This window comes from Pseudomonas sp. W2Oct36 (assembly GCF_041060465.1).
GTDB lineage: Bacteria > Pseudomonadota > Gammaproteobacteria > Pseudomonadales > Pseudomonadaceae > Aquipseudomonas > Aquipseudomonas graminis_B.
This window is the reverse complement of sequence record NZ_JAUERW010000005.1, coordinates 122,797-147,360: the sequence shown is the minus strand read 5'-3', so window position 1 is coordinate 147,360 and position 24,564 is coordinate 122,797. Positions and strand designations below refer to the sequence as shown.

20 protein-coding genes and 1 pseudogene are annotated in these 24,564 nt (G+C 59.4%); 14 read left to right on the top strand and 7 right to left on the bottom strand.

Annotated elements, in window-relative coordinates; genetic code table 11:
• Window positions 1-139: 139 nt before the first annotated feature.
• The 3 genes from QWI18_RS09990 to QWI18_RS09980 all read left to right on the top strand — a co-directional run bounded on the left by QWI18_RS09990 (window position 140) and on the right by QWI18_RS09980 (window position 4,281).
• A complete protein-coding gene (locus QWI18_RS09990) occupies window positions 140-1,312 on the top strand; it encodes an XdhC family protein (protein ID WP_369318764.1) in 1,173 nt (390 codons plus the stop codon).
• Window positions 1,313-1,390: 78 nt separating this feature from the next.
• Window positions 1,391-3,070, top strand: a complete 1,680-nt coding sequence (locus QWI18_RS09985) for an MFS transporter (protein ID WP_369318763.1) — start codon at window positions 1,391-1,393, stop codon at window positions 3,068-3,070.
• A gap of 95 nt (window positions 3,071-3,165) precedes the next feature.
• Window positions 3,166-4,281: an HlyD family secretion protein gene (locus QWI18_RS09980; RefSeq protein WP_369318809.1), complete on the top strand. Its 1,116-nt coding sequence runs from the start codon at window positions 3,166-3,168 to the stop codon at window positions 4,279-4,281.
• Window positions 4,282-4,328: 47 nt separating this feature from the next.
• On the opposite strand, the gene QWI18_RS09975 is transcribed toward QWI18_RS09980, so the two are convergent.
• Complete coding sequence (locus QWI18_RS09975) at window positions 4,329-4,871, bottom strand: cytochrome b (protein WP_167355767.1); 543 nt, start codon at window positions 4,869-4,871, stop codon at window positions 4,329-4,331.
• Window positions 4,872-5,547: 676 nt separating this feature from the next.
• On the opposite strand from QWI18_RS09975, the gene QWI18_RS09970 reads away from it, so the two are divergent.
• Genes QWI18_RS09970 through cysC form a run of 6 tightly spaced genes read left to right on the top strand, consistent with a single transcriptional unit; the run spans window position 5,548 to window position 10,743 of the window.
• The gene (locus tag QWI18_RS09970) at window positions 5,548-6,651 is read left to right on the top strand and encodes a transaldolase family protein (RefSeq protein ID WP_369318762.1); all 1,104 of its coding nucleotides are present in this window, start codon (window positions 5,548-5,550) and stop codon (window positions 6,649-6,651) included.
• Window positions 6,648-7,385 carry a sulfotransferase family protein gene (locus QWI18_RS09965; protein ID WP_192134692.1) on the top strand — a complete coding sequence of 246 codons (738 nt, stop codon included), beginning with the start codon at window positions 6,648-6,650 and terminating at the stop codon, window positions 7,383-7,385. The genes QWI18_RS09970 and QWI18_RS09965 overlap by 4 nt, the downstream gene beginning before the upstream one ends.
• Window positions 7,382-8,113, top strand: coding sequence for an SDR family NAD(P)-dependent oxidoreductase (locus QWI18_RS09960; protein WP_192134694.1), 732 nt, complete (start codon window positions 7,382-7,384; stop codon window positions 8,111-8,113). Before QWI18_RS09965 ends, QWI18_RS09960 begins: the two co-directional genes overlap by 4 nt.
• 45 nt (window positions 8,114-8,158) lie before the next feature.
• Complete coding sequence (locus QWI18_RS09955) at window positions 8,159-9,361, top strand: hypothetical protein (protein ID WP_192134696.1); 1,203 nt, start codon at window positions 8,159-8,161, stop codon at window positions 9,359-9,361.
• Window positions 9,330-10,112 carry a bifunctional 2-polyprenyl-6-hydroxyphenol methylase/3-demethylubiquinol 3-O-methyltransferase UbiG gene (locus QWI18_RS09950; protein WP_192134698.1) on the top strand — a complete coding sequence of 261 codons (783 nt, stop codon included), beginning with the start codon at window positions 9,330-9,332 and terminating at the stop codon, window positions 10,110-10,112. Before QWI18_RS09955 ends, QWI18_RS09950 begins: the two co-directional genes overlap by 32 nt.
• Window positions 10,113-10,137: 25 nt before the next feature.
• Window positions 10,138-10,743 carry an adenylyl-sulfate kinase gene (cysC, locus tag QWI18_RS09945; RefSeq protein ID WP_192134700.1) on the top strand — a complete coding sequence of 202 codons (606 nt, stop codon included), beginning with the start codon at window positions 10,138-10,140 and terminating at the stop codon, window positions 10,741-10,743.
• Window positions 10,744-10,829: 86 nt separating this feature from the next.
• Here cysC and QWI18_RS09940 read toward each other — a convergent pair whose 3' ends face one another.
• From QWI18_RS09940 to QWI18_RS09930, 3 genes are all read right to left on the bottom strand, one after another.
• Window positions 10,830-12,449: a methyl-accepting chemotaxis protein gene (locus QWI18_RS09940; RefSeq protein ID WP_192134702.1), complete on the bottom strand. Its 1,620-nt coding sequence runs from the start codon at window positions 12,447-12,449 to the stop codon at window positions 10,830-10,832.
• Window positions 12,450-12,516: 67 nt separating this feature from the next.
• Window positions 12,517-14,091 (bottom strand): diguanylate cyclase, encoded by a 1,575-nt coding sequence (locus QWI18_RS09935; protein ID WP_369318761.1) that lies wholly within the window; start codon window positions 14,089-14,091, stop codon window positions 12,517-12,519.
• 39 nt (window positions 14,092-14,130) lie between these two features.
• Window positions 14,131-15,438, bottom strand: coding sequence for a DUF2254 domain-containing protein (locus QWI18_RS09930; RefSeq protein ID WP_192134706.1), 1,308 nt, complete (start codon window positions 15,436-15,438; stop codon window positions 14,131-14,133).
• Window positions 15,439-15,669: 231 nt separating this feature from the next.
• Between QWI18_RS09930 and nhaA the strand changes: the two genes are divergently transcribed.
• Window positions 15,670-17,040, top strand: coding sequence for a Na+/H+ antiporter NhaA (gene nhaA / locus QWI18_RS09925; RefSeq protein ID WP_192134709.1), 1,371 nt, complete (start codon window positions 15,670-15,672; stop codon window positions 17,038-17,040).
• A gap of 161 nt (window positions 17,041-17,201) precedes the next feature.
• On the opposite strand, the gene QWI18_RS09920 is transcribed toward nhaA, so the two are convergent.
• Together QWI18_RS09920 and QWI18_RS09915 are read right to left on the bottom strand one after the other, a co-directional pair.
• Window positions 17,202-17,402, bottom strand: a complete 201-nt coding sequence (locus tag QWI18_RS09920; protein WP_192134711.1) for a hypothetical protein — start codon at window positions 17,400-17,402, stop codon at window positions 17,202-17,204.
• A gap of 49 nt (window positions 17,403-17,451) precedes the next feature.
• Window positions 17,452-17,715 (bottom strand): hypothetical protein, encoded by a 264-nt coding sequence (locus QWI18_RS09915; protein ID WP_192134713.1) that lies wholly within the window; start codon window positions 17,713-17,715, stop codon window positions 17,452-17,454.
• 72 nt (window positions 17,716-17,787) lie between these two features.
• Between QWI18_RS09915 and QWI18_RS09910 the strand changes: the two genes are divergently transcribed.
• Window positions 17,788-19,014 carry an MFS transporter gene (locus tag QWI18_RS09910; RefSeq protein WP_369318760.1) on the top strand — a complete coding sequence of 409 codons (1,227 nt, stop codon included), beginning with the start codon at window positions 17,788-17,790 and terminating at the stop codon, window positions 19,012-19,014.
• Between the two features lie 307 nt (window positions 19,015-19,321).
• On the top strand, window positions 19,322-20,119 hold the full coding sequence (locus tag QWI18_RS09905; protein ID WP_369318759.1) for a hypothetical protein: 798 nt from the start codon (window positions 19,322-19,324) through the stop codon (window positions 20,117-20,119).
• Between the two features lie 109 nt (window positions 20,120-20,228).
• Here QWI18_RS09905 and QWI18_RS09900 read toward each other — a convergent pair.
• A pseudogene (locus QWI18_RS09900) lies at window positions 20,229-20,560 on the bottom strand (hypothetical protein); the annotation flags it as partial.
• Between the two features lie 281 nt (window positions 20,561-20,841).
• Between QWI18_RS09900 and QWI18_RS09895 the strand changes: the two are divergent.
• Together QWI18_RS09895 and wecB are read left to right on the top strand one after the other, a co-directional pair.
• Complete coding sequence (locus tag QWI18_RS09895; protein WP_369318758.1) at window positions 20,842-22,419, top strand: methyl-accepting chemotaxis protein; 1,578 nt, start codon at window positions 20,842-20,844, stop codon at window positions 22,417-22,419.
• Window positions 22,420-23,309: 890 nt separating this feature from the next.
• Window positions 23,310-24,527 carry a non-hydrolyzing UDP-N-acetylglucosamine 2-epimerase gene (gene wecB / locus QWI18_RS09890; protein ID WP_279615250.1) on the top strand — a complete coding sequence of 406 codons (1,218 nt, stop codon included), beginning with the start codon at window positions 23,310-23,312 and terminating at the stop codon, window positions 24,525-24,527.
• Window positions 24,528-24,564 lie beyond the last annotated feature (37 nt).

Sequence of the window (24,564 nt, the reverse complement as noted above, 5' to 3'; positions counted from 1 at the left end):
TGGGCAAAACCTGAACCTGCGCGGCAACTGGCAGTCAGCACAACAGCACGTTTGTCCGAGAGGGCAGGGGCGTTGCAGGTCAGGAGTCAGGTTAAAAGTGAATCACGTCAGATGAATGAACCGGTTTTTGGGGACGCGCATGAATGATCTATCCAGTCTGCTGGGGGCGCTTGATGAAGCGCAGACCGGGCAGCAGGAAGTGGTGATCGCCACGGTGGTCAAGGTCGAAGGCTCGGCTTACCGGCGCCCCGGCGCGCGGATGATTATTGCGCCGATGGGCGAAGCCACCGGCACCGTCAGCGGCGGATGCCTGGAAAGCGACGTCAGCAAGAAGGCCTGGTGGCTGACCGCCAACGGCAAGCCGTCCATGCGCACGTACAGCACCGGCGAGGATGACGACGAGCTCGAAGATGCCGAACTCAGCTTCGGCCTGGGCTGCAACGGCACGGTGCACATCCTCTTCGAACGGATAGATCCGCAGGCGGCGAGCCTGGTGGTCGACGTGCTGCGTGAGGTCAAGGCGAGCGGCACTGGCGCTGCGCTGGCGACAGTGATCGGTACGCAAAGCGAACGCCACACGGCACTGGGCGAGCGGGTGGCCATCCGTGCATCCGGGCAGGTCCAGAGTGAAATGCGCGAACGCTGGCTGGCGACGGCCGTGGCCGAGGACCTGAAAACGGTGCTCGACGCCCGCCGTTCAGCCACACGTACTTACGACAGCGCCGACGGCGCCGTCGAAGTCCTCCTCGAATACATCGCTGCGCCCCGCCGGCTGGTGGTCTTCGGTGCCGGGCACGACGCGATGCCGCTGGTCAGCATGGCGCGTCTGCAGGGCTGGCACATCACGGTGATCGATGCGCGCTCGCACTTCGCCCGGCCCCAGCGTTTCCCGGACGCCGACCAGGTGCTGTCGGCGCCGCTGCAGCCGATGCCTGAATTGCACGCAATGGTCGCCGATGCCGCCGTGGTGGTGATGACCCATAGCCTGACCCAGGACCGTCACTGGCTGGGGCAGGTCCTTGAGTCGACGCCGCGCTATATCGGCCAGCTCGGGCCGCGCAGCCGCACCGAGCGTTTGCTCGACGAGCTGCCGGATCAGCTCCGCGACGCCGCGGCTAAAGCCAGCCTCCATTACCCGGTTGGCCTTGATCTGGGCGGCGACGCGCCGCACAGCGTGGCGTTGTCGATTCTTTCGGAGATCAATGCGGTGTTCAACGGCCGCAGCGGCGGGATGCTCAAACACAGGCAAGCGAGCATTCACGCAGTGGATGTCACACTGGAGCAGGCGCGCGAACTGAGAATGATCAGCTAGCTTTGACGGGGGCAGCGCTGATAGAGCCCGCCCCATCGCGCTTCAGTGGTATTGCATGGCATTCATCAGGTTCGCTCAATGAACGACAAGTACAGACCCCACGACTGGGCCCCCCACGAGCGACCGACGTTGCCGGGGTCGCCGTCGACGCCCTTGCACGCGACGCCGAAACGCTGGGCCTATGCCATCGTTGGCGTCATCGTGGCGCTGACCGGCGGGCTCGGCAATGCGCTGGTGGTCGCCAACCTCCAGTACCTGCAGGGCTCGCTCGGCGCTACCCAGGCCGAAATCGCCTGGCTGCCCGCCGCGTATGTCATGACCAACGTGTCGATGAACCTGCTGCTGGTGAAGTTTCGCCAGCAGTTTGGTTTGCGGGCGTTCACTGAAGTGTTCCTGGTGCTGTACGCCCTGGTCACCTTTGCTCACCTGTTCGTCAACGACATCGAATCGGCGGTTGCCGTTCGAGCGGCCCATGGCATGGTAGGCGCGGCGCTGAGTTCGCTGGGCCTGTATTACATGATCCAGGCCTTCCCGCAGAAGTGGCGGATGAAAGCGCTGGTGCTGGGCCTCGGCACGGCGCAGCTGGCAACGCCGCTGGCGCGACTGGTCTCCGAAGACCTGCTGCAGATTGCCGAGTGGCGCGGGCTTTACCTGTTCGAACTGGGCATGTGCCTGCTGTCCCTGGGCTGCGTGCTGATTCTCAAACTGCCACCCGGTGATCGCTTCAAAGCCTTCGAAAAACTCGACTTCCTGACCTTCGCCTTGCTGGCATCAGGCTTTGCGGCATTGTGCGCGGCGTTGTCCCTGGGGCGGATCGAATGGTGGCTTGAAGAGCCGTGGATCGGCATCGCCCTGGCGTCGTCCATCGTGCTGATCCTCGCCGGACTGTGCATCGAGCACAACCGCACCCGCCCGCTGTTGATTACCCGCTGGCTGGGCAGTGGCCGGATGATCCGCTTCGCCTTCGGCGTGCTGCTGACGCGCATCGTGCTGTCGGAGCAATCCACCGGCGCGGTCGGTTTTCTTCAGGGCTTGAATCAGGGCACCGAGCAGTTGCACACGCTGTACCTGTTCATGCTGCTGGGCAGCGTTGCGGGCCTTGCGGTCAGCGCGCTGACGATCAATCCCCAGCACCTGTTCAAGCCGCTGATTATTTCCCTGGCGTTGATGGCTGTCGGCTCGAGCATGGACAGCTTCTCTACCAACCTCACCCGCGAGCCGCAGATGTATTTCAGCCAGTTTTTGCTGGCGTTCGGCGGCACCTTCTTTCTGGGGCCGACTCTGGTGATGGGCATCAGCGGGGTGATCAGCAACCCGCGCAACATGGTCAGTTTTTCGGTGATGTTCGGGATTACCCAGAACGTCGGCAGCTTGATCGGCTCGGCGTTGCTGGGCACTTTTCAGGTCTGGCGCGAGAAATTTCACTCGGCGCACATCGTCGAGCACGTCACGCTGATCGATGCCCAGGTGCAGTCGCGCCTGCAAAGCGCGAGCGGCGCGTATATGTCCGCCATCGCCGACCCGGCCGCGCGCACCAGCCTGGGCATTCGCTCGCTGGCGACCGCCGCCACCCGCGAAGCCAATACCCTGGCGTACAACGATGTGTTCATGCTGATCGCTGTCATCGCGGTGCTGACCATGATCTGGATCACCAGCCGCGCCACCTGGCTGTGGATCACCACCGAGCCGGTCGCACCCTTTACTCCGGCGACCCCTGCGGCATCTCCTCTCACACCTTCTGGCGCTCAACCTTCATGACAGAACCCGGTAAACCTTCTGGCAACGCTTCCAACAGTTCTGCGGGCGGCTCGGCTCCGTCTCAGGCAACCTCCGCAGCACCTGCACCGGCGGTCATGCCGGCCACCACGCAACCGCGTTCGGCGCGCATACGCCTGGTGTCGTCGATTCTGTTCGGCGGCATTGCGCTGGCGGGTGTGCTGGTGGTGCTCTACGCGTGGCAGTTGCCGCCGTTCAGCAGCCCGATTGAAAGCACCGAGAACGCGCTGATTCGCGGGCAGACCACGCTTATCGGTCCGCAGCTGAGTGGCTACGTCTACGAAGTGCCGGTGCAGGATTTCCAGTGGGTGAAGAAGGGCGACCTGCTGGTGCGCATCGACGACCGGATTTACCAGCAGCATCTCGATCAGGGCATTGCGCAGTTGGGCGTCCAGAAGGCCGCACTGGCCAATAATCTGCAGCAACGGCGCAGCGCCGAGGCCACCATCGCCCAGCGTCAGGCGGCCGTTGCGAATGCCCAGGCGCAGAGTGAAAAAGCCGCTGCCGACCTTCGCCGCGGTCAGGCACTGGTGACCGATGGTTCGGTGTCCAAGAGCGAATTCGACGTGACCCGCGCCGCGGATGCGCAGGCGAAAGCGGCACTGGCCGAAGCCAAGGCAGCGCTGGAGATTTCCCGTCAGGACCTGCAGACGGTGATCGTCAATCGCGGCTCGCTGGAGGCCTCGGTGAAGAACGCCGAGGCCGCCATAGAGCTGGCGCGGATTGATCTGACCAACACGCGCATTACCGCGCCTCGGGACGGTCAGCTGGGGCAGATCGGGGTGCGCCTGGGGGCGTACGTCAATTCCGGCGCGCAGTTGATGGCCCTGGTGCCGCGTCCGCGCTGGATCATCGCCAACATGAAAGAGACCCAGATGGCCAACGTGCGCCTGGGCCAGCCGGTGAGCTTCACCGTCGATGCCCTGGAAAACCTGAAGATGCGCGGTCGGGTGCAGCGCATCTCACCGGCGGCGGGGTCCGAGTTCAGCCTGCTGCCGGCGGACAACGCCACCGGCAACTTCGTCAAGATCGCCCAGCGCATCCCGGTGCGCATCACCATCGACGACGACCAGCACGACGTGGACCGGCTGCGCCCCGGGATGTCGGTGGTGGTCGGCATCGACACCAGCCAGGACGGCGCCGTACCGCCGGATCCGGTGGATGGGCGGGTGGATTCAGTCGGTCCTCGCTGATCCGCAGCAGGCTGACGCAAGCGGCGCCGCCGAATGAACGGTCCGGCCTACACCATGCGCTTGACGGTGTTGTCCTTGCGCACGAAGTGGTGCCAGATCGCCGCAATCACGTGCAGGCCGATGACGTAGTAGAAAATCGTGCCCAGCAAGACGTGGTAATGCTCCAGCGTTTCGGCGGTGTCCTTGGACAGGTCGAACGGCGCGGGAATGCTCAGGGATGTCAAGGGGATCGGCAGTGCGCCGCGCTCCAGCAGCACCGTGAACAGACCCAGCAGCGGTTGCGCGAACAGGAACGCATACAGCGCGTAATGGGACAGCGTGGCGGCCAGACGCAATACGCCTTCCAGGGGCGGAGTAATCCCCGGCGGCGTGTGGCGGTGACGCTCGGCGATGCGGAAAAACGCCATGACCAGCACCACGATGCCGACCCAGAAATGCGTTTGCACAACGAAAGTCCGCGCGTCACTGCCACGGGCCAGCTGGGTGCGGCTCAGGATCAGCGCATACGCCAGCACAATCAGGATCGCCATCACCCAGTGAAACCAGCGGGCTTTGTAGCTGTAGCGTTCGGTAGCGGAAGGTTTGCTCACGGTCAGGTCTCTTGGTCTGTTTTTTTTGAGTGGCGCAGTGCGGTGACCGCCCCTGCGCTTTCTTAACCCAATGGCTGACGGTCGTCGAGGAGAACGTGCAAGGCGCACTGCAAGAAAGCCGTCGCTTGTTCCTCGGAGAAACGTGTTGACGACACATACGCTTACATCTTGGCCACTCATTAATATAAGTAGTATGACTAATTAATTCAGCGATCCCTGGGTGTAACTTTTATTGTGAATCATGACGCATCAATACAATTTTGCACTGGATCTTGTATTGAACATTAATTTTCATTCGTTTGAGTTACTTCGAAAAAGGGAAGAAATTCTGATAGAGATTCATCTTCATATCAGCAATAACAAAGAGTGTTTCTTATTCTAATTTGGCATTAAAATCCCGGCGAATTACGTTTGACAGGTTATGGGAATGGATCCATCGTAATGTGTCGAAGGCTCAGATCCTTGACTATCAGCTTGAATAAGCTGGCATTTTGCCCGTATGCAGCCGGGGCCTTGATCTTCGTGACTTAATCGAAAAGGGAAGGACACCCTCATGGATGTTTCCGGCTTCGTTCAGCTTTTAAAAACATATAATTCCGATTCGGAAGTATGGTTCGATTCTTCACCCCTTATATATAAGCAGTGCCAAAGGCGGTTATTACAGACCTACCCGGATATGCAGTCGTCGGTTATTGCGCTGTTGCCTGAAGCACTGGGTTCATCGGCCGCGGGTGTCAGCGGAGCCACTACAAATCCTGCGTTGATGGGGCAGGCGTTGGTGACCCATTCAGCCCACTACCGATCATTCCTCCACACCTTGCCGGCGTCCATGCCTGCGGACATTCGCCTGCGATCGCTTTATGACCAACTGATCATCGACAGCGCGCAGCTGTTACTACCGCTGTTCCTGCAATCCTGGCATCGAACGGGCTGGCTGTCCGCGCAGATCGAGGGCGGGCACTGTATGAATCAGGACGCGCTGGTGGCCCGCGGGCTCGAACTGGCGGCGCTGGCGCCGAACATCATGATCAAGATCCCGGGCAGCGCCCAGGGCTATCGCGCCATCGAGCAACTGGTCGCCCGGGGCTGCTCGATCAATAACACCTTCTGTTTTAGCGTCTCTCAGCTGGATGCCTGCCTCAAGGCCATTCACGCCGGGCGTCAGCGGGCGCTTGCCAACGGTGTGAACACGGAGCGGGCGCGTTACGTGGTGAGCTTCATGATCGGCCGGCTGGGTGCGGAACCGGAATTCGAGCGGCAGGCGCGGGGCCGTCGCCTCCACCTTGGCCAGACGGATAAGCGCTGGGCCGAACTTGCGGTGTACCAGGCGATGCAGGCGCTGATGCGACGGTGCGAGACACCGGCGCAACTGTTGCTGTGCAGTATCAAGGTCGACACCGATGCGCGTGGGCGTGAACATTGCTGGCACCTGCAGCGCACCGGCGCCGACACCACGCTGTACACGTTGACGCCTGAACTCATCGAATTCCTCATACGCCGTCAGCAGGCCGGGCGCAGCATCGCACCGGCGACGGAATGGGTGCAGATTCCCGGCAAAGTGCTGGACCGCCTTCTGGCCATTCCGTATTTCAACCAGGCGTACTTTGAGGGCGGCCTGACCTCGGACGAATACGCCCGTTATCCGGCGTTCCTGACTGCGGGCAATGACGCACGCCTGGGCGTGCAGCGTCTGCAGTGCTTCATCGCCGACACGCTTGATCCGCCCGTTTCCACGCCGCCCGTCGCGCGTCACAAAACGACCATGGAGGGCCGCGCATGAACCGCATGATCGGCCTCTGGGCCCATCCCCGCTCGCGGTCGACGATCCTCGAAAGGGTGTTCATCGAGCGCGGTGACTTCGAGGTTTTTCACGAGCCGTTTTCGCACATGGCCTTCGACGAACAGTCCGCCATTCCCCATGGGGACCTCAACTGCGGCATGCCCCGTGACTATGAAGCGATCAAGGCCCTGTTGCGCGACGCCCGCCAGCGCGCTCACGTTTTCCATAAGGATATGGCCTACCACTGCCTCACGCCGCTGAAGGCCGACGCCGAGTTTCTCGCAGAGCAACAGAACGTCTTCATCGTTCGCGACCCGGCCCGGGCGATTGTTTCCCACCACGCCATCTTCCCGCAGATGCCGGCGCACGCCATCGGCCATCAAGCGCTGTACGAAGTCTTCTGCGAGGTCAGGCGGCTGACCGGCAAAACCCCTTGTGTGGTCAACGCCGAGAACCTGGCCAGCCATCCGGAAACCACCCTGCGCAGGCTTTGTGACCACCTGCAGCTGGATTTCCTGCCCGAAGCATTGAGCTGGAATGCGAGGTGCCCCGAGCAATGGAAAGCCTGGCGCAGCTGGCACAAGGACGCCGAGAACAGCACCACGATCATGCCGGATAGCGCCGATTTCGACCCGCGACCGCTGCACGATAATCCCCATCTGATGGCGTATGACCAGCTGCATCGACCTTTCTACGAACGCATGAATCAGTTCACCGAGCAGGGACAGCCATGAAAAAGATCGTGATCACCGGCGCCGCCAACGGCATTGGCAAGGCCACCACCCTGGCCTGCGTCAAGGCGGGCTACTACGTCATCGCAGCGGACAGCGACAGACTGGGCCTGCAGTCGCTTCAGGCAAGCCTGCCCCTGCACCGACTGGAAACCCACCTGGCTGACTTCTCCCAGGCGCACGTCTATCAGTCGTTTATCGGCAACCTGTACGACCTTCACAAACACCGGGCGCTGTATGCCCTGGTCAACAACGCGGGGATCTATCACGGCAAAGGTGTGTACGACTACACCGACGCGGAAGTGGATGAGATCTGGGCCGTCAACCTCAAATCCCTGGGGTATCTGTCCAAGGACTTCGCACGGCGGGAGTCGGCGGCCGACTACTCGCGCAGCATCGTCAACATCACGTCGGTGGCAGGGGAGGTCGGCAGCATGGATGCGTGGTACGGCGTGACCAAGGCTGGCGTGATCGGCCTTACCAAGGCGAACGCCTGGAATTTCGGCCCCCGGATCAGGGTAAACGCTGTGTCCCCGGGGCTGATTCGCGACACCTCGATCCATGACCGTATTCCCGAGCACCGACGCCGTGAGTACGAGCGCCAGGAAATCCTCAAGGAGCCCATTCAGCCGGACGGCGTGGCCGACGTCATTCTGTTTCTGCTGTCGGAACAGAGCCGTCACCTGACCGGAAAAGTCATCGCAGTGGATAACGGCGCCTACCCGCGCTAGCGATCGAAAACACCGTCGTCCCTCACGTATTTCAGGGAGAACACCATGCATCGCAAAAAACTGCTCATCGTTGGCGGCGGCAACCTGTGCCTGCAAGTCCTGCAGATCCTGGGCCCGCGCAACCCGTTCGAATTCCACGTCGCCAGTCGAGACCTCGGAAAGGCCACGCGGATGTGCAACCTGATCCGACTGGCCGCGCTTCAACAGAACGTCAACATTCAGATTGAAAGCCATCAGATGGACCTGCGCGAAGCCTGCATCAGCCGCAACGCCGAAACGCTGCTCAAGATTCGCCCGGACATCATCCTCAACTGTGCCTCGCTGCAATCCTGGCGGGTGATCACGCAGTTGCCGGCCGAGCGTTTTGCTGCCCTTGATCAGGCGCAGCTCGGGCCCTGGCTGCCGATGCACCTGGCGCCGGCCTACGCACTGATGCGAGCCGTCAAACAGTCCTGCCCGAAAAGTCTGGTGGTCAACGCGGCGTTCCCGGATGCGGTCAACCCGATCCTCTACAAGGTCGGCATGGCGCCCGACGTCGGCATCGGCAACATCGCCAACCTGATCCCGGCCACCCGCAGCGCCATTGCGCATTTGTCCGGCTGCCTGCCAACTCAGGTCTGCGCCAAGCTGGTCGGGCATCACTATTTCAGCCATTGCGTGCCTCGCCATGGCCTGCCGCCGCAACGCATGGAGCCTATCTTCAACCTGACGTACTGGATCGACGGTGAAGAGCGCACCGGCGAGCACGCGCCCGAGGCTATTTTCGATTGCGTCGCCCGTCAATTCAGCCGGCTGGGCGGCGTCGACGGCCAGTACCTCACCGCCATGTCGGCGGTGACGGTGCTGGAAAACCTGCATGCCGAGCATGAGGTGCGGGTGCATGGGCCCGGGCCTCAGGGGTTGCCCGGCGGTTATCCGGTCAAGGTTGGCATGGGCAAAGTCCTGCTCGACCTGCCATACGGCGTGACCCGGGAAGAGGCGATCAGGGTGAATGAGGCGGGGCAGCGGCTCGACGGCATCACGCTGATTCGTGCCGACGGCTCGGCGGTGTTTGGCGAGGTGCAGAGGCAGATCATGCAGCGCGAGCTCAACTTCGCCATGGCCGAGATGCGCGTGTGTGACGCTGCGGCGTGGGCGGAAGAGCTGGGCAGCAAATACCTGGCGTACGCAGAAGGCACTCCCCACACCAACAGCCACCACACAGGAGTCGCCGCCCATGGCGCCGGTCATCGCGCTTCTGCCTGCTGACCGATCGGCAATCGCCGATCACGACTACACCCGCCAGTACGTGGCGGACTTCGTCGAGCGCTGGGACGAACTCATCGACTGGGAAAAGCGCGCAGCCGGCGAGGGTTCTTTTTTCTTCGACCTGCTGCGCCAGGCCGGCGCCTGGCGTGTGCTGGATGCCGCCACCGGCAGCGGCTTTCATGGGGCGCAGTTGCACAAGGCCGGCTTTGACGTCACCGCGTGTGACGGCAGCGCGACCATGGTGGATCGCGCCCGGCGCAACTTCGATCGGCTGGGCGTCGATGTGCCGGTCCACCGTTGCGAGTGGCAAGCGCTGGACGCTCGCGTACTGGGCAGGTTCGACGCGGTGCTGTGCCTCGGCAGTTCGCTTTGCCATCTGTTCGACCGCGACGCGCGTATCGCGGTGTTGAAGCGGTTTCGGCAGATGCTCAAACCCGGCGGAATGCTGCTGATCGATCAGCGCAATTTCGAAGCGATTCTCGCCGGGCGCTTCACCTCTTCGGGGCGCTATTACTACTGCGGCAATTCCGCCAGCATCACCCTCGGCGAACTCGACGAGTCGGTGTGCGAGTTCGTGTATCGCTTTGCCGATGGTGCACAGTATCGGCTGCGGGTGTGCCCGATTCGTCCGCGACACCTGCAGGAAGAGTTGCGAGAGGCCGGGTTCCGTACCGTGTCTGCCTACGGCGATTTCAAGCCGATCTACGACGTCATGGACGTGGATTTCGTCATTCACAAAGCCCACATCTGATGCTGATCCACGCAGGAGTTTGGTCATGAGCACGCGCCATCCTGGGCTGACGCAGCACCACAACCTGGTGCCGTACCCGTTCAGCGAGATCACTCCGGCCCCGTCCGCCGTCCGACCGAGGGTCATCTGGTTGACCGGGCTCTCGGCGGCGGGGAAGTCCACCATCGTCGACAGCCTGAACCCGGTGCTGCAGGCGCGCGGGTTAACCACCTGCATTCTGGACGGGGATTCGGTGCGCAACGGCTTGTGCCGCGATCTGAGTTTTTCTGCGGAGGACCGAGAGGAGAATGTGCGGCGGGTGGCGGAAGTGGCCGCGTTGATGGTTGATGCGGGGCTGACGGTGATGGTCGCGCTGATCTCGCCGACCCGCTCGGCCCGGAAGCTGGCCCGCTCGATCATTGGCAGTGCGCGGTTTGTGGAAGTGTTTGTCGACGTGCCTCTGGCGGTGGCTGAAGCCCGGGACCCAAAGGGGTTGTACCGGCGCGCGCGGGCAGGGGGCATTCCGGGGTTTACCGGGGTGGATTCAGCGTATGAACCGCCGGTGTTTCCGGATCTGCATATTCGCAGTGATGAAGTGGATGTGAGACGGGCGGTGAAGATGATTGATGACTGGTTGTTGGCGCGGGGGTAGGCGCCCCTTGATCAAGGGCGCCGGTGAATGACAATTTCTGGTGAATGTGTTTTGCCGGTTTCAGCGGCGAACGGGCGCCCCTGGACTTACACTACGAACTTATTGACCAACTGATTCAAATTGACGGCCAACTTAGACATTTCGCCACACGCGGTTGCTGTCTGGGCGGCGCCCGCAGAACTCTGAATGGCAAGCTCGCGGATGCTGACCAGATTCCGGTCAACTTCTCGAGCAACGTGGGACTGCTCTTCAGAGGCTGTCGCGATCATCAGGTTACGTTCATTAATTTGACTAATGGCCGTGGATATCTGATCCAGCGAGGTACTGGCCTCCTGGGCCACGCCCAGTGATTCGGTCGCCAGGTCTTTGCTGGTATTCATCGCCTTCACGGCCAGGTCAGAATCGTTCTGGATGGCCGCAATCATCTGCTCGATTTCCTGGGTTGATGCCTGGGTACGATGGGCCAACGCCCTCACTTCGTCAGCCACGACCGCGAACCCACGGCCTTGCTCGCCAGCGCGTGCTGCTTCGATCGCCGCGTTCAACGCCAGCAGATTGGTTTGCTCTGCGATGGCCCTTATCACCTCGACCACTTTAGTGATGCTCTGGGCACGCTCTGACAATCCTTGAATCTGTACGCTAGTGTTTTCAACGTTACCGTTCAGCTTCTGGATGGACATCAGGGTCTGAGCCACACGTGCCAGACCCACCTCGGTATAGCCCTGGGTCCGCTTTGACTCCTCGGAAGCCGACTCCGCGTTACGCGCGACCTCATCAACGGCTGCGCTCATTTCGGTGACCGCTGTGGCCGCCTGATTGACTTCATCGTTCTGGGAAACAAGGCCACGACTTGATTCCTCCGTCACAACCGTCATCTCTTCAGACGCAGACGCCAGTTGGGTGGAGGAGTCGGATATCTGCAAGATGGTGGCGCGAAGGTTTGTCTGCATCTGAGAGAGCGCCTTCAACAGGCGCCCGGCTTCATCAGTGCCGCTGACCAGCACTTCCCTGGACAGGTCACTGGCGGCGATACGCTCGGCGACAGACAGCGCATCATTGATCGGGTTGGTAATGCTTTTCGTCAGCAGTAATGCCAAGCCAATCGTGAGGATGACGACAGCTGTAATCAGGCCGACAACCAGCCGCAGGCCGTTGTCATAGAAGGCGGTTGCGTTGTTTCCGGCTTGCTCGGCGCCTTCGTCGTTAAAGGTGGTCAAGTCTTTGATCTGGGTTTCCATCGTATTCGTCAGCGGGCGGATGCCGTTACTTACGAGGTTGACGGCTCCCGCTATATCGCCTTTTCTCATTAACGGCGCAAGAATATCCAGTTGTTTGGCGTAAGCATCGGCGCTGTTTTTTACCCGGGTATAAAATGAACGCTCTTTATCACTGGCGATGAGCGGCTCATAACCTGCTACCGCGTCGGTGAACGCCTTGCGATAGCCCGCGAAACTTTCAATATTCTTTTCAATGGACTGCGGGTCTGCGAGGCCTCGCTGTGTTTCGAGTCTGATGCGAAGGGCGGCGTTGTTCATCAACGCCGTTTGTCGAATGCTGGCCATCCAGTTGAGTTCGACATCTTTTTCAGAGTCCCTCAGTTTGCCCATTTGCAGGATTGCAAATACGCCCATCACACACACCAAAAAGATAATCGAGGCGAAAAACAGGGCCGCTCGTGGAGCGAGGTTGAGATCTCTAAGGCGCATGCGAAATTCCTGTTTTCCGTTAATGGCTTATATGTTCAATAACGCTATCGACTCAGGCTTGGAAACTTTAAGCATCTAGTCGGGAAGCGATGACGCTGGCAGGGAAGTCATTGAGGTCATCGAGTGGCGGTTGACCCTCGACTCTATTGCGGCCTTTGGTTTTGGCGCGATACAGCAGTCGGTCTGCCTCTTCCAGGGCGGCTTTGTAGCCATCCTTTCCGGGCGCGTTGACCGCCACCACACCTGAACTGATGGTCACATTGCCCAAGGGGCTGGTGGCGTGCGCTATGCGCGCATTTTCTATGGCCAATCTGACCTTGTCGGCGATGATCAGTGCCCCCTCTAAATGTGTATCAGGCAGCAGGATCACAAACTCTTCGCCGCCATACCGTGCCGCCAGGTCGCCGGGCCGGTTGATACAGGCCCCGATAATGCCCGCGACCTCGCTCAGGCAGTCGTCGCCCTGTAGATGGCCGTAGCGGTCGTTAAATTGCTTGAACCAGTCTATATCCAACAAAATAATGGAAATAAATGAGTTATTTCGAACAGCACGGCCCCATTCACGGTGCAAGGTCGCGTCGAAACAACGGCGATTGGGCAGATGGGTCAGGCTGTCGGTCTGGGCAATGACCTCCAGCTCGGTTCTGGCGGTGTTCAGGTCATTTTCCGCCGTGATGAGGTGCTGAATTTGCCTGTACAACAGCAAACCCAGCAAAACCAGAGCGAACGTGATCAACGCGATCGAAGCCATTGACCGGTACGCATAGTCCCACCACGGCGCGAATACATGCTCGCATGACACGCCTGCGGCAGCGACGATGGGTAACCCGGCCACACGCCGGTAGGCGTAGATCCTTTCTACTCCATCCACGACGGACTTGATCACGGCGTTACCGCTGTCGCTGTAAGGCAGGTACAGGGTGAAAAGATCACCTTTGGCCACGTTAGTCGTCATCAGTGCGGTCAGCGTCGGTCGCCGTGCCAGCAGGTCGCCGTTGTTTAGCGCAAGAAAAATAACGCCCTTGTCGTCCACGTCCATACGCTTGAAAAATGACTGGAAATAGGCAACAGGCACCGTTGCTAACGCGACACCTGCAAACGTTCCGTCGGCGGCATTGATGCGGCGGCTGACAGGGATGACCATGTCGCTCGTGCTGCGACTCTCGACAATTGAGCCGATGTGGATGGACGCATCGGGATTGTCGCGATGATAGAGGAAGTAGGCGCGGTCGCTGTTGGTGTTCAGCGGTGTGCCCTGGACCAATGAATTGGCGACCCAGTTACCCTTGGCGTCGTAAATGAACAGCCCCTGAATGCCATCCACGTTCATCACCGCCTGGGTCATCAGCTTTTCGAGTCGAACTTTCTGATCGCCCTCAACGCCGTCGTGCTCCACGCGCTCCGCCAAATCGCGAAGCGTGTTATCTGCCTGCCGTATGGTGTCCTGCGCTTGCTGTTCGGCCGCAAGCACGATATTCGAAACCGAAATTTTGGCCGTGGCGATGCGTTCATTGCGCGACTGTTTCATTTGCCAGGCGGTAGCCAAGATCAATGAAAGGCACACCAAAGCAATGAAACCAATCAGTGCTTTGGTCAGCACGGATGGGGCAAGCCTGGTGGATGTCAGGTACAGCGGCTTCATGGGCGCGTCATCAAATTGGCTAGTGCACGCTTTATGCAGCTATCGTACCGTTGCGGGCAGCTGCGGCGAAATGGGTAGCAAGGTGCTCGCCAACGCCCGCAATTGTTGCTTCTCCTCGTTCATCGTCAATGCGCTTTCCGCTCGTCTCAATAGGACATCCGCGTGCCTTGCGCACACGGCCCTGAACAAACCGGGATTGACCTGAGCAAGGCTGATCAAGGCTTTCAGAAAGCGCAGATCCACTTCGATGAGGGCGGCGCCGTCTCGGGCGATCGGCGCAAAGAAATCGTCGAATAAGTCGTCGACATTCAAACCATGCAGAAACACCTGATCGCAGCTGTTTGCATGCTTCGTGTCTAAGAATTCAGGCATACCCCAGGCCGTCAGGCTGCGAACGCCCCGCCCGATGACATCAATGGCCGTGCCGGGGTCATTGACGGCGGGTGATAAGGCGCGGGAGGCGATCTCCGACAGCACTGAAAGTCCAAAGCGGGGATCGTGCTCGAAGGTTCGTCGCACGCCTATGGTCAGTGCGGCGCGTGTTTTCTCGGAAAGAGCGTCGCACGCCTCGGAAGAAACGCTGTTCAGCCGCACCAGATACGCCAGGGGCATTCCCAGGTGTACAAAGCTGCCAGGAAGCACGTCTAGAAAGACTTGCATCCCCTCGGCCTTGGCCGTCTCACTCAGTGCGTTGACATCAATGTGTTGCACGTACCCCGTCGATACGCTGGCAACGGCTTGTGCTCCGTGAGGTAAAATCCATCCCTGCGGGAAGGCCCTGCCACCCAGGCAGGGCCATTGAACTCTATGATTGATCGCATCGATTGTCGCTTTCTCGACGCGGTCAATCGTTTCGCCCACGCGTCCCAGCCTGGACAGGTGATCAATCCAGCGCAGAAGGGTGTAAACGATGAGGATGACGACCAGGATGGTCACCGCGAACAGCAGGACCCTTCCTTGAGCACCGTACGCTCCGGTGCTCAAAGCAATGATGCCCACCAGGCTGAACAAGAAGGAACCGATGAATGTTGCAAGCGCGTTCTGTGTTGTCGTGTCCTCCATGACCAGTGTCGTTGCACGTGGGGTGACGCCAGTGCTCGCAGCGCCGTACGCCGTCACCATCGTGCTTAACGAAAAGGTGGTTACGGCAAGCATGCTAGAGGCAATGATGCTCAGGATTTTGTCGACGGCATCGGCGCCTACGCGGGCGGACAGCGAAAACGGAATTGAGTCCTTGACCAGAATTGATATCAGGGCAGTGGCAACGCCCAGCAGCGAAAACAGAGTGGCTCTCAGCCAAAGCTTTTTAGTCAGTTGCGTCAGCATCCATCGCCATCGAGCAATCATAGTCACACCTTTTTTGGACAACGGCGGGGAGTGACGCGGGCTCGATCCCCGATAATCTCGGTAAATGGAGTTTATCCGGCTACGCAAGGTTCAGTGCGATTAGGATCTAGAATAAGGCCAGCCATTGCATCCACGCGCCTGGCTTCCTATGATCGCGCAGGGTGCGCCATTGCATAAAGCGATGCGCAGGTTAAAAGCACACGCTGGTCGGGCCGCCAGTGGAGCTTGACTGTGGCCAGTAAAAGATCAGCACCGCCCGCTATTCCTCGTCCTCAGGTTCTAACTGAGCGTGCGCTTGCAGCGCTGGAACGTTTCTCCCATATCGAGGCTGTAAGCGGCATTGCACTGCTGTTGGCGGCGATCGTCGCGCTGATCTGGGCAAACAGTCCGATAGCGGCGTCGTACGAGCACTTCTGGAACGCCGAACTGACCTTGGGTCTGGGGCCGTTCAGCGTTTCACGCTCACTGCATTTCATGGTCAACGACGGGCTGATGACAGTGTTCTTCCTTGTGGTGGGCGCTGAAATCCGTCAAGAAATAAACGATGGTGCGCTGTCGAGCTTCAAGCTCGCTACGCTCCCATTGGGCGCTGCGCTCGGTGGGGTAATGGTGCCGGCCTTCATCTACACCCTACTCAATGTCGGTACTCCAGCCGCCAATGGCTGGGCCGTACCGACGGCGACCGACATCGCCTTTGCCGTCGGAGTCCTTGCTTTACTGGGTAAAGCAATCCCCGGCTCAGTCAGGATCCTGCTGCTGGCCCTGGCCATCATTGATGACATTGTCGCCATCCTGATCATTGCGATTTTCTACACCGCGAGTCTGGATTGCCTGGGGCTGGTCATCGCAGCTGGCGGGTTGTTGCTCGTGCTGATATTTCAACGCATGGGCATCGGGAAAGCCTACGCCTATGTCCTTCCGGGAGTGATCGTGTGGTTTGGACTGCTGAAGACCGGCGTTCATCCAACCCTTGCTGGCGTTGTCCTGGGGCTGATGACACCGGTCCACTCAAAGCCTCTGCGCGAGCGGCCGCTGGATACGATTGGGCGTACTTTCCATGAACTGATGGAGCGTTTGTCACAGACTCAGCAGGACCCAAAGGCCGCAGCCAGGCCGTTGAAACAACTGCGTCATGCTGAGCGGGAGGTGTTATCCCCGGTCCAGCGCGTTCAGATAGGGTTGCACCCATGGGTCGCTTACGGCGTCATGCCGCTTTTCGCGCTGGCGAATGCCGGGGTCAGTCTGAAGGGTGTCAACCTGGAGGATGCGGTGGCGCATGGCGTGTTTGTCGGGGTATCGAGCGCTTTGATAGTGGGTAAACCGTTGGGCGTCATCATGGCCAGCTTCGCGTTGGTCAAACTAAGGGTCTGCGAACTGCCGGAAGGCGTCACGTGGGCGGGCGTTGGGTTGGTAGGACTTCTCGCAGGCATCGGCTTTACCATGTCGATTTTCATTTCAGGACTGGCGTTCAGCGATCCTGGCTTGTTGGCGGCGTCCAAGCTTGGGGTGCTCGCCGCTTCCACAGTGGCGGCGATGCTGGGTTTGGCGTGGGGCCGGGCCAGGTTTCGTTCAGCTGCCGTGCCCCAGGCCTCAGATAGTTGATTGCTCGTCTTGTGAAGAACTCTCCAGGCACTGGGCAGCGCTGGACTGACTGCCCTTGCCCGATGCGTCGGCATACCCAAGAGAAGACCTGAATGCAAGCGCAGGCCCCTTGGCTATTTGAACCGAGCAGAGGAGTCCAAGTCATGCCGTTGAGCGCGCAGTTACTTCTGCTTTATGTGCGCCAACGCCTTGTTGGCCGCTTTGGCCTGCTGATGCTCATGGTGACATGACGAGGTGAAGTCTGCCTCCGTCTCTGCCTTCAGCTTGTCGAATGCTGCTTCGCATTCGTGATGATCATCCTTGGCCAATGCAGGTCCGGTGACGATAAGTGTGATAAGCAGCGATAAAGAAAGAAAACGCATCGACAATTCCTTTCAAATCACAGCCTTTGATGAGCGGAAATCAGCGCACTCAGAGATGTTTTTTGACTTCTTTATCCACATGCTTATCCGCTTTATGACGTTCCTCGTCGTCATGTTTAACGCCTTTATCCACTTCGCTGGCGTCGTGCTTGACGCCTTTGTCGGCTTCCTTGGCATCGTGTTCTACGCCCTTGTCCAACTCCCGATTGTCGTGACGGATACCTTTTGCCACGTCGTCTTCGGCGAGGGCCAAAGGAACAACGGACGCAGTCATCAGTGCAGTGATGAGTGCAGACGAAACGAGCTTGTGCATGGTAATACTCCTGAGCGAACGTCGAGGTCCTCATGACCCCATCGCTTTTCAGCGTAGACAAAGTTCCGCAACATGGAAGTCGTTTGGCAATGTCACGCCCACGCGCACAAGGGGGAACACGTGCTGGTGACCGGAATCCTCTGGATAGCGTTTTTCATCATTAACTTCAACGTGGTGATGATGATCCCGCTGCTGCCTTTTATTCAGCGTGATCTGCACCTTTCTTCCAGTGAGTCAGGGTGGATATTGGCCGCTTTTCCGGTCGTGGCGCTGATCAGCAATCTCGCCCTTGGTCCGCTGATTGATCGCTTTGGCAGAAAGCTGTTTATCACGGTGGGAGGGGCTGCTTGCTGCTGCACGCTGCTGATCACCGCCGCATCCTACAGCGCTTCGATGATCGTGCTGAGTCGGGCGGCGACAGGGCTGTTCATGCCGATGATTGGCGCATCGATTTTCGCCGCCCTGGCGGACTATGTCCCCGAGCCCACGCGCACCAGGGCAGCCGGGTATGTCACCACCGCCGCGCCCATTGCCTTTTTGTGCTCGCTGTCGATGGGCGTTGTCGTCGGAGGGCTGCTGTCGTGGCAAGTCACGGTCATTGGCCTCGCGCTTGTCTGCGCCGCCCTTGCCGGACTGGCGCTTACCTTTCCCACACCGCCTTCAGCTTCGTTGTCCTCTTCCAGAATAAGCCGAGCCATGTACAAGGAGCGCTTGACGTCGCTGTCGGCCAGTCCCGGCACCCGCCCGCTAATGGCGGCGTACTTTTGCTGGTCGATTGGCGTGTACGTTTTTCTGGGGCTGTATCCGAGCTGGCTGGTGCAGCACGGCCTGTCCTCATTCGGCGTCGATACCGTCGGCTCGGTCATCTTTATTGGCGAGGTCGGCGGACTGTTCGGCGCGATGCTTTCCGCCAGGCTTGCCAGTCGGTTCAACAATCCGTTGCGCCTGTGCGCCGTCGCCTCGATGGCGATCGCGGTGGTGATTCAGGTGATCCCATGGGGCGAGGGCTCGCCGTTTACGCAAGGCGCCGCCTACATGGCTTTCGCGTTCGGCCGAGACCTGATGCTGGCGTTGATCCTGGGCGATGCCATGGGGCTGGTTGAAGCGTCGCGCAGGGGAAGTCTTAACTCATCGCTCAACGCGGTCTACCAAACGGGCGGCACGCTGGGGGGATTGTTGAGTGCCTGGCTCTATGGCTTGAGCACCGGGTACTTTGCGAATGTCGTGGGCGCTTCGCTGGCGTTCGTGGCGTCTGCGGTTTTGCTGCACGGTATCTCGGGGGCGAGGATTCGTTCCTGAGGTCGCCACGGGAGTGTGTACTGCCATTTGTAGTCGGTGAGCCTGAAGCGGGCGCCTGACGCCCGCCCGCAGTGCTTGCATTGCCCCCACGACTATCAGGCGTTTTAAAAAAGAGCGAAAGCGCGTGATTGCATTGCTCTGTGCGCGGAACCGATCGGCCCTCCAGCGCCACACAAGGGCTACCCACTCACCATGCGAACCTCACAGCGATCGCCCCGTTACAACATCCAACACGCCTGCACCTGTGCAAGCGGCCAAGAGTGGGCTTGGGGCACTGCCAACCGACCTTTCAGTTTGGAGAAAAAACGTGAAATTACCCGGAATCGGCGCCTCGTCGCCCAAGACGCCTGACATCACCCCCCATGCTTCCAAGCCGGACGCCAAACCGACGCCCGACGCGGGCAAACCGACGAAAAGCCCCAACGACTCCGGTAACGGCGGCAGCCGCGCCACCGGTAACTTCAGCAACGTGGCCCAAGGTACCGGGGCTCTGGCCAGCGGCGGCGCGGCCATCTATCGGGCTGACCAAAGCACGCAGAATTCCCAATACGCCGCTCAGTCCCCCACAGGCGCGGTCAACTATGGCGGCCCTGCCGGGAGTGGCGCGCCGGCCGCTTTGCAAAACCAGTCTCTGGCTGAGCAAAGCCCGGGGCTGAGCAACAACGGTGAGGCCTCGAAGCCGTCTTCTCCCTTGATGCAGCTGCTTGATAAGTTAATCGGGGCGCTGTTGCAGCCGTTCGGTGGCGGGGCGAGTGCGCATTCCGCCGGCGATTCTGCCCGCACCCAGACCAAGGACGCCCCTGTGGCGGAGAAAGGCGATGACAAGAACGGACTGGCATCGGCCGCTGGCGAAGTGGGCAAAGCGCTGTGGATGGTCCCCGGCTTGAGTAACGTCATGACGCGGATCGGTGAGTCTGATGGCAGCGCTGGCGGGATGATCAAAGGCGGGGTCGAAGGCGGGGTGCACACCGCCAAAGGCGCGGCCGAAGGCCTGATCGGCGGTGGCGGCAACCCGGCAGCCATGGCGGCTGGCGCCTATGCCGGCGCCTTGTCAGAAACCAAAGCGGCACCCGAAGAGGTGCGCAACGTAGCGGGCATGCTCTAAACGATTCCTGCGCATGTTTCTCTTATGGGGGACATGCCTCGCAGGGAGCGACGTTCATCTGCACGGGTATGGGGTCCGTTGCGGCGTTCCTGGATCCGGCTACTGCAGATCATCTTTGACACTGGAAACCTTGTGAAAACTGGTCTTTGAGATACGCCGCCAGAGCAGTGACAGCCCTGGGAATTTGTGGCGAGTAAGGTCGAACCAAATTGATCTCGTCGGAGAACGCCCCCTTGAGTTGCCAGTGCTCAAGTAGTTGAACCAGAGAACCTTCCCCCCAACGCTGCCTGAGCGCTGATGTTGTTGCCGAGCGAGAGCGACAGGTGCAGTCAACCTGAGAAGCCCACGCACAGCGCCTGCAGAGTCCCTGACGTCTAAAAAACGTTTGGCGATACGCACGTAGGCGTCGCGCACCTCTGCGACCAGTGCGCTGCCTGCATCGTCCCCATCAATAGCAGTGTCTGTGTGGCGGAAGTCCTCGACCCTGCTTATCCCGTCAAAAAGTACCGCTCCGTGCTCGAAAAGGGCAGAGGCGTAGGGTGGACTAAAGCGAATCCATCTCCGCGCGCGTGATGCTGCACGTTTGATGGCAAATAACAGCCGGATTCAAGCTGCGAAGAAAGCTGTCGATAAGAGTGATGTCGGAATGATATCGACCAGATTGTTCACGAAAAAAACTAAAAGCCGGAGCGAAGGATGCTCCACTGTCGAAGTGCACACATATGTTTAGCAAACTCAGTATCACCCAAAAGCTCTATCTCAGTTTCGCCGCGATCGTGGTGATTCTGGGCATTCTTGTCTTCAGTGCCTATCGTGGTTTTGGTCAGGTCGACAGCGCAATTAACAGCAACGTCCACACGTATCGTGTGTTAAATCAGTCCCAGATGGCCCTTGAACAGTTGATCAATATCGAGACCGGCATGCGCGGCTTCGTGATTACTGGCAAGGACAACTTTCTTGAGCCGCAGATTGCCGGTGAAGCGAAGTTTTCCGAGGCGTTGGCAACGCTCAAATCATTGACGATTGATAACGCCGAACAACAGAAACGACTGGCTTCATTGGCGCAGTTACAAACACGCTGGCTGGACGAAGATGTTCATTCGATCATTGCTCAGCGTCGTCAATTGGCACAAAGCGGCAACTCCGATGATTCGGTTGATCAGCGCATCGACAGTGGCGCGGACAAAGCCAAAATGGATGGCATGCGCGGGATCATTTCAGATATGTCGCAGACGGAAGAAGCCCTGCTGGCACGGCGCACTCAAGAGATGAACGACGCCAAGGATCGCGCGATCACGATCCTGATGGCCGGTGGGCTGATTGCCGCCGTTCTGGCAATCATTCTGGCTTACGCCTTGGGCCGCACGGTCCGTGCCCGCCTGCAGGTGGCTATCGACGCGGCAACCGCAGTCGCCGAGGGCAGACTGGACACGGTGATCGATACCAGTACCAGCGATGAACTGCCGAAGGCGTTTGCTCGTATGCAAGCTCGCTTGCGAGAAATGATCCAGCAGATCAATCAAGCTGCCAGCCAGTTGATCGAGTCCGTGCAGAACATCTCAGGGGCGTCGCAGCAGCTTTCCGGCGCGGTGAGCGAACAATCCAACGCAGCATCAGCGATGGCGGCCACGGTTGAAGAGCTGACGGTCAGTATCAATCATGTTTCCAATAACGCGGGGGAGGCCGGTGGACTTGCCAGTCGCTCTGGTCAGCAATCGTTGGATGGATCGGCCGTTATCCAGAACACCCTTACCAGCATGAATGGTATCGCCAAGACCGTGCAGCATGCGTCGACCAAGGTGTCGGAGCTGGGCCAACACTCCGAGCAGATTTCCACCATCGTCAGTGTTATTCAGGGCATCGCAGATCAAACCAATCTGCTTGCCCTCAATGCGGCCATTGAGGCGGCGCGGGCGGGGGAGCAGGGTCGCGGCTTTGCAGTCGTGGCCGACGAGGTGCGGTTGCTGGCGCAGAACACCGGTAAATCCACCAAGGAAATTGCCGGGATGATCGACAAGATCCAGCTCGGCGTCCGCGATACCGTGGAGAGCATGCGCAGCGGCGTGATGGAAGTTAGCCAGGGCGTTGAGATGGCGGAGTCGGCAGGCAAGGCGATTACCGAAATCAGTGAAAGCTCTGGCCAGGTGCTCGTGGTCGTCGAACAGATATCGCTGGCATTGCGTGAGCAAACAGCGGCCAGTCAGGACGTCGCCCGTAACGTCGAGCGATCTGCACAGATGTCCGAGCAGAATAATCTGTCCGTGCAAGACCTTTTGCGCAGCAGCCATGATCTGAATTAGCTGGCGATAGGGCTCAAGCAGGAAGTGGGTCGGTTCCGTCTGTAGGGCTGTCAGAAATGATGTGTTCTTGAAGATGAATGCGGAAGGCTTGCCGGTATGCCGGGCAGAAGAACACTGCCCTGGCGTCCCCCGTGAGCTTCCCGGTTGGTCTGTTGGCGGGCTAAGCAGTCGCGCGGAATCCGGCCGAGGTCCGGCTGGGTGCGCAAACCGATCTTTGCCATGCCGGTTCGAGGTGACTTTTTTCACCCTTAAATACTCACCTTGAACAGGCCGTCCCAGCGAAGACGCTGGGTGCTGCATGAGCGCTAACCCGTGATGGCCTCATATATTTCTCTTTCGATACATAACAGGCTTGCAACTGGATATGTATTGTCCGACACTCTCGCTATCGGCTTCGACAATATACAGGCGCCATTGCGGTGACTATCGAAGGTGCATTGGATTAAGTATTTCTATATAGCCCGCGTCGCGACAACGGTATATAAGAAAAGGTCCAGATCGGCAGACGGGCGGCATGTATTAATCCCGTCACCCCCGGAAACACTGGGGCAAACGCCCATTAAGTTGCTCAAGAAGTTTCCATTCCCAACGAAATAAAAACCCCTAATCGACTGTTCATGACTTCAGAAGTTTCACACTGAATAATTAAACATTCTTTTTGCCCATCTGTGTTTGCAGTCATCCCTATTAGTGTTAATAATCCCGACTGCTCCGGGAAGCAAGGCAATGCGCCATCTCACAAGAAGTGAATATCAAGTCTGAATTCTGATTAAGTCCCCGGCCCAATAAACTCAATTCTCAGTTCGTTCAAGACGCAATGACGCCTTGAGCAGCGAGTAGGCGCGGAACATCCGTGTGAGGAGGGCATCATCGCTCGTAGTCATTCCGGGATTAAAATCCTGTCGATTTTCGGTACACGTCCGGAAGCCATCAAGATGGCCCCGCTGGTAAAGGCACTGGCTGCAGAGCCGGGTATTCACTCGCAGATCTGCATCACCGGCCAACACCAGAGCATGCTCAAGCAGGTGCTGGAGCTGTTCGATCTGAAAGCCGATTTCACACTGGATGTGATGACGCCGCACCAGACCCTCAATTCGCTGACAGCCGCGTTGTACGGAGCCATTGATCCGGTGCTGGAAATCACCCGGCCGGACCGTGTGCTGGTGCATGGTGACACCACGTCCGCCATGGTCGCGTCGATGTGCGCCTTCCATCGCCGGATCCCTGTGGGGCATGTCGAAGCCGGTCTTCGCACGGGTGACATCTACAGCCCATGGCCTGAAGAGATGAACCGCCGCTGCATCGATCTGAGTGCCGACATGCTGTTCGCCCCGACCGATGAATCGCGCCGCAATCTGCTGGGCGAGCGCTTGCAAGGGCGTTCCTACGTGACCGGTAACACGGTCATCGATGCCCTGCAGTTGACGGCTCAACGCATTGATCAGAACGCTGAACTGCGTACCCGTCTGGATCAGCAATTCTCCTTCCTGCGCAACGACCGCAAAGTGCTGCTGGTGACCGGCCATCGTCGGGAAAACTTCGGTGACGGCTTCCTGGATATTTGCAAAGCCTTGCGTCAACTGGCCCAGCGCAGTGATATCCAGATCGTCTACCCGGTGCACTTGAACCCGAACGTCTTGGGCCCGGTGACCGAGCATTTAGGCGGACTGGCCAATGTGCATCTGATCGAGCCGCTGGATTACCTCGCGTTCGTGCGTCTGATGCAGCGCGCCCACGTGATCCTTACCGATTCCGGCGGCGTGCAGGAAGAGGCGCCAAGCCTGGGCAAACCGGTACTGGTCATGCGCGATGTGACCGAACGGCCTGAAGCAGTTGCGGCGGGCACCGTGCGGCTGGTCGGCACTTCTCCGGACTCGATCATCAGCGGCGTCAACGCGCTGTTTGACGACGACCTGCTGTGGCGCCGCGCGTCCCAGGCGGCCAACCCGTACGGTGACGGCAAGGCCAGTTCGCGCATCGTTGATGCCTTGATGGGCCGCCCGGTCAACGACTTCGTGGTCGGCCAGTTGCACGTGCCCAGATACCTCGAGTATGGGCACAGCGCCCCGGCACGGGACGACAACCGCCCGTCGTCCACGTACCAGTAACAAACGCCCGACCCCTCTATTAGCTTGAGATCTGCCT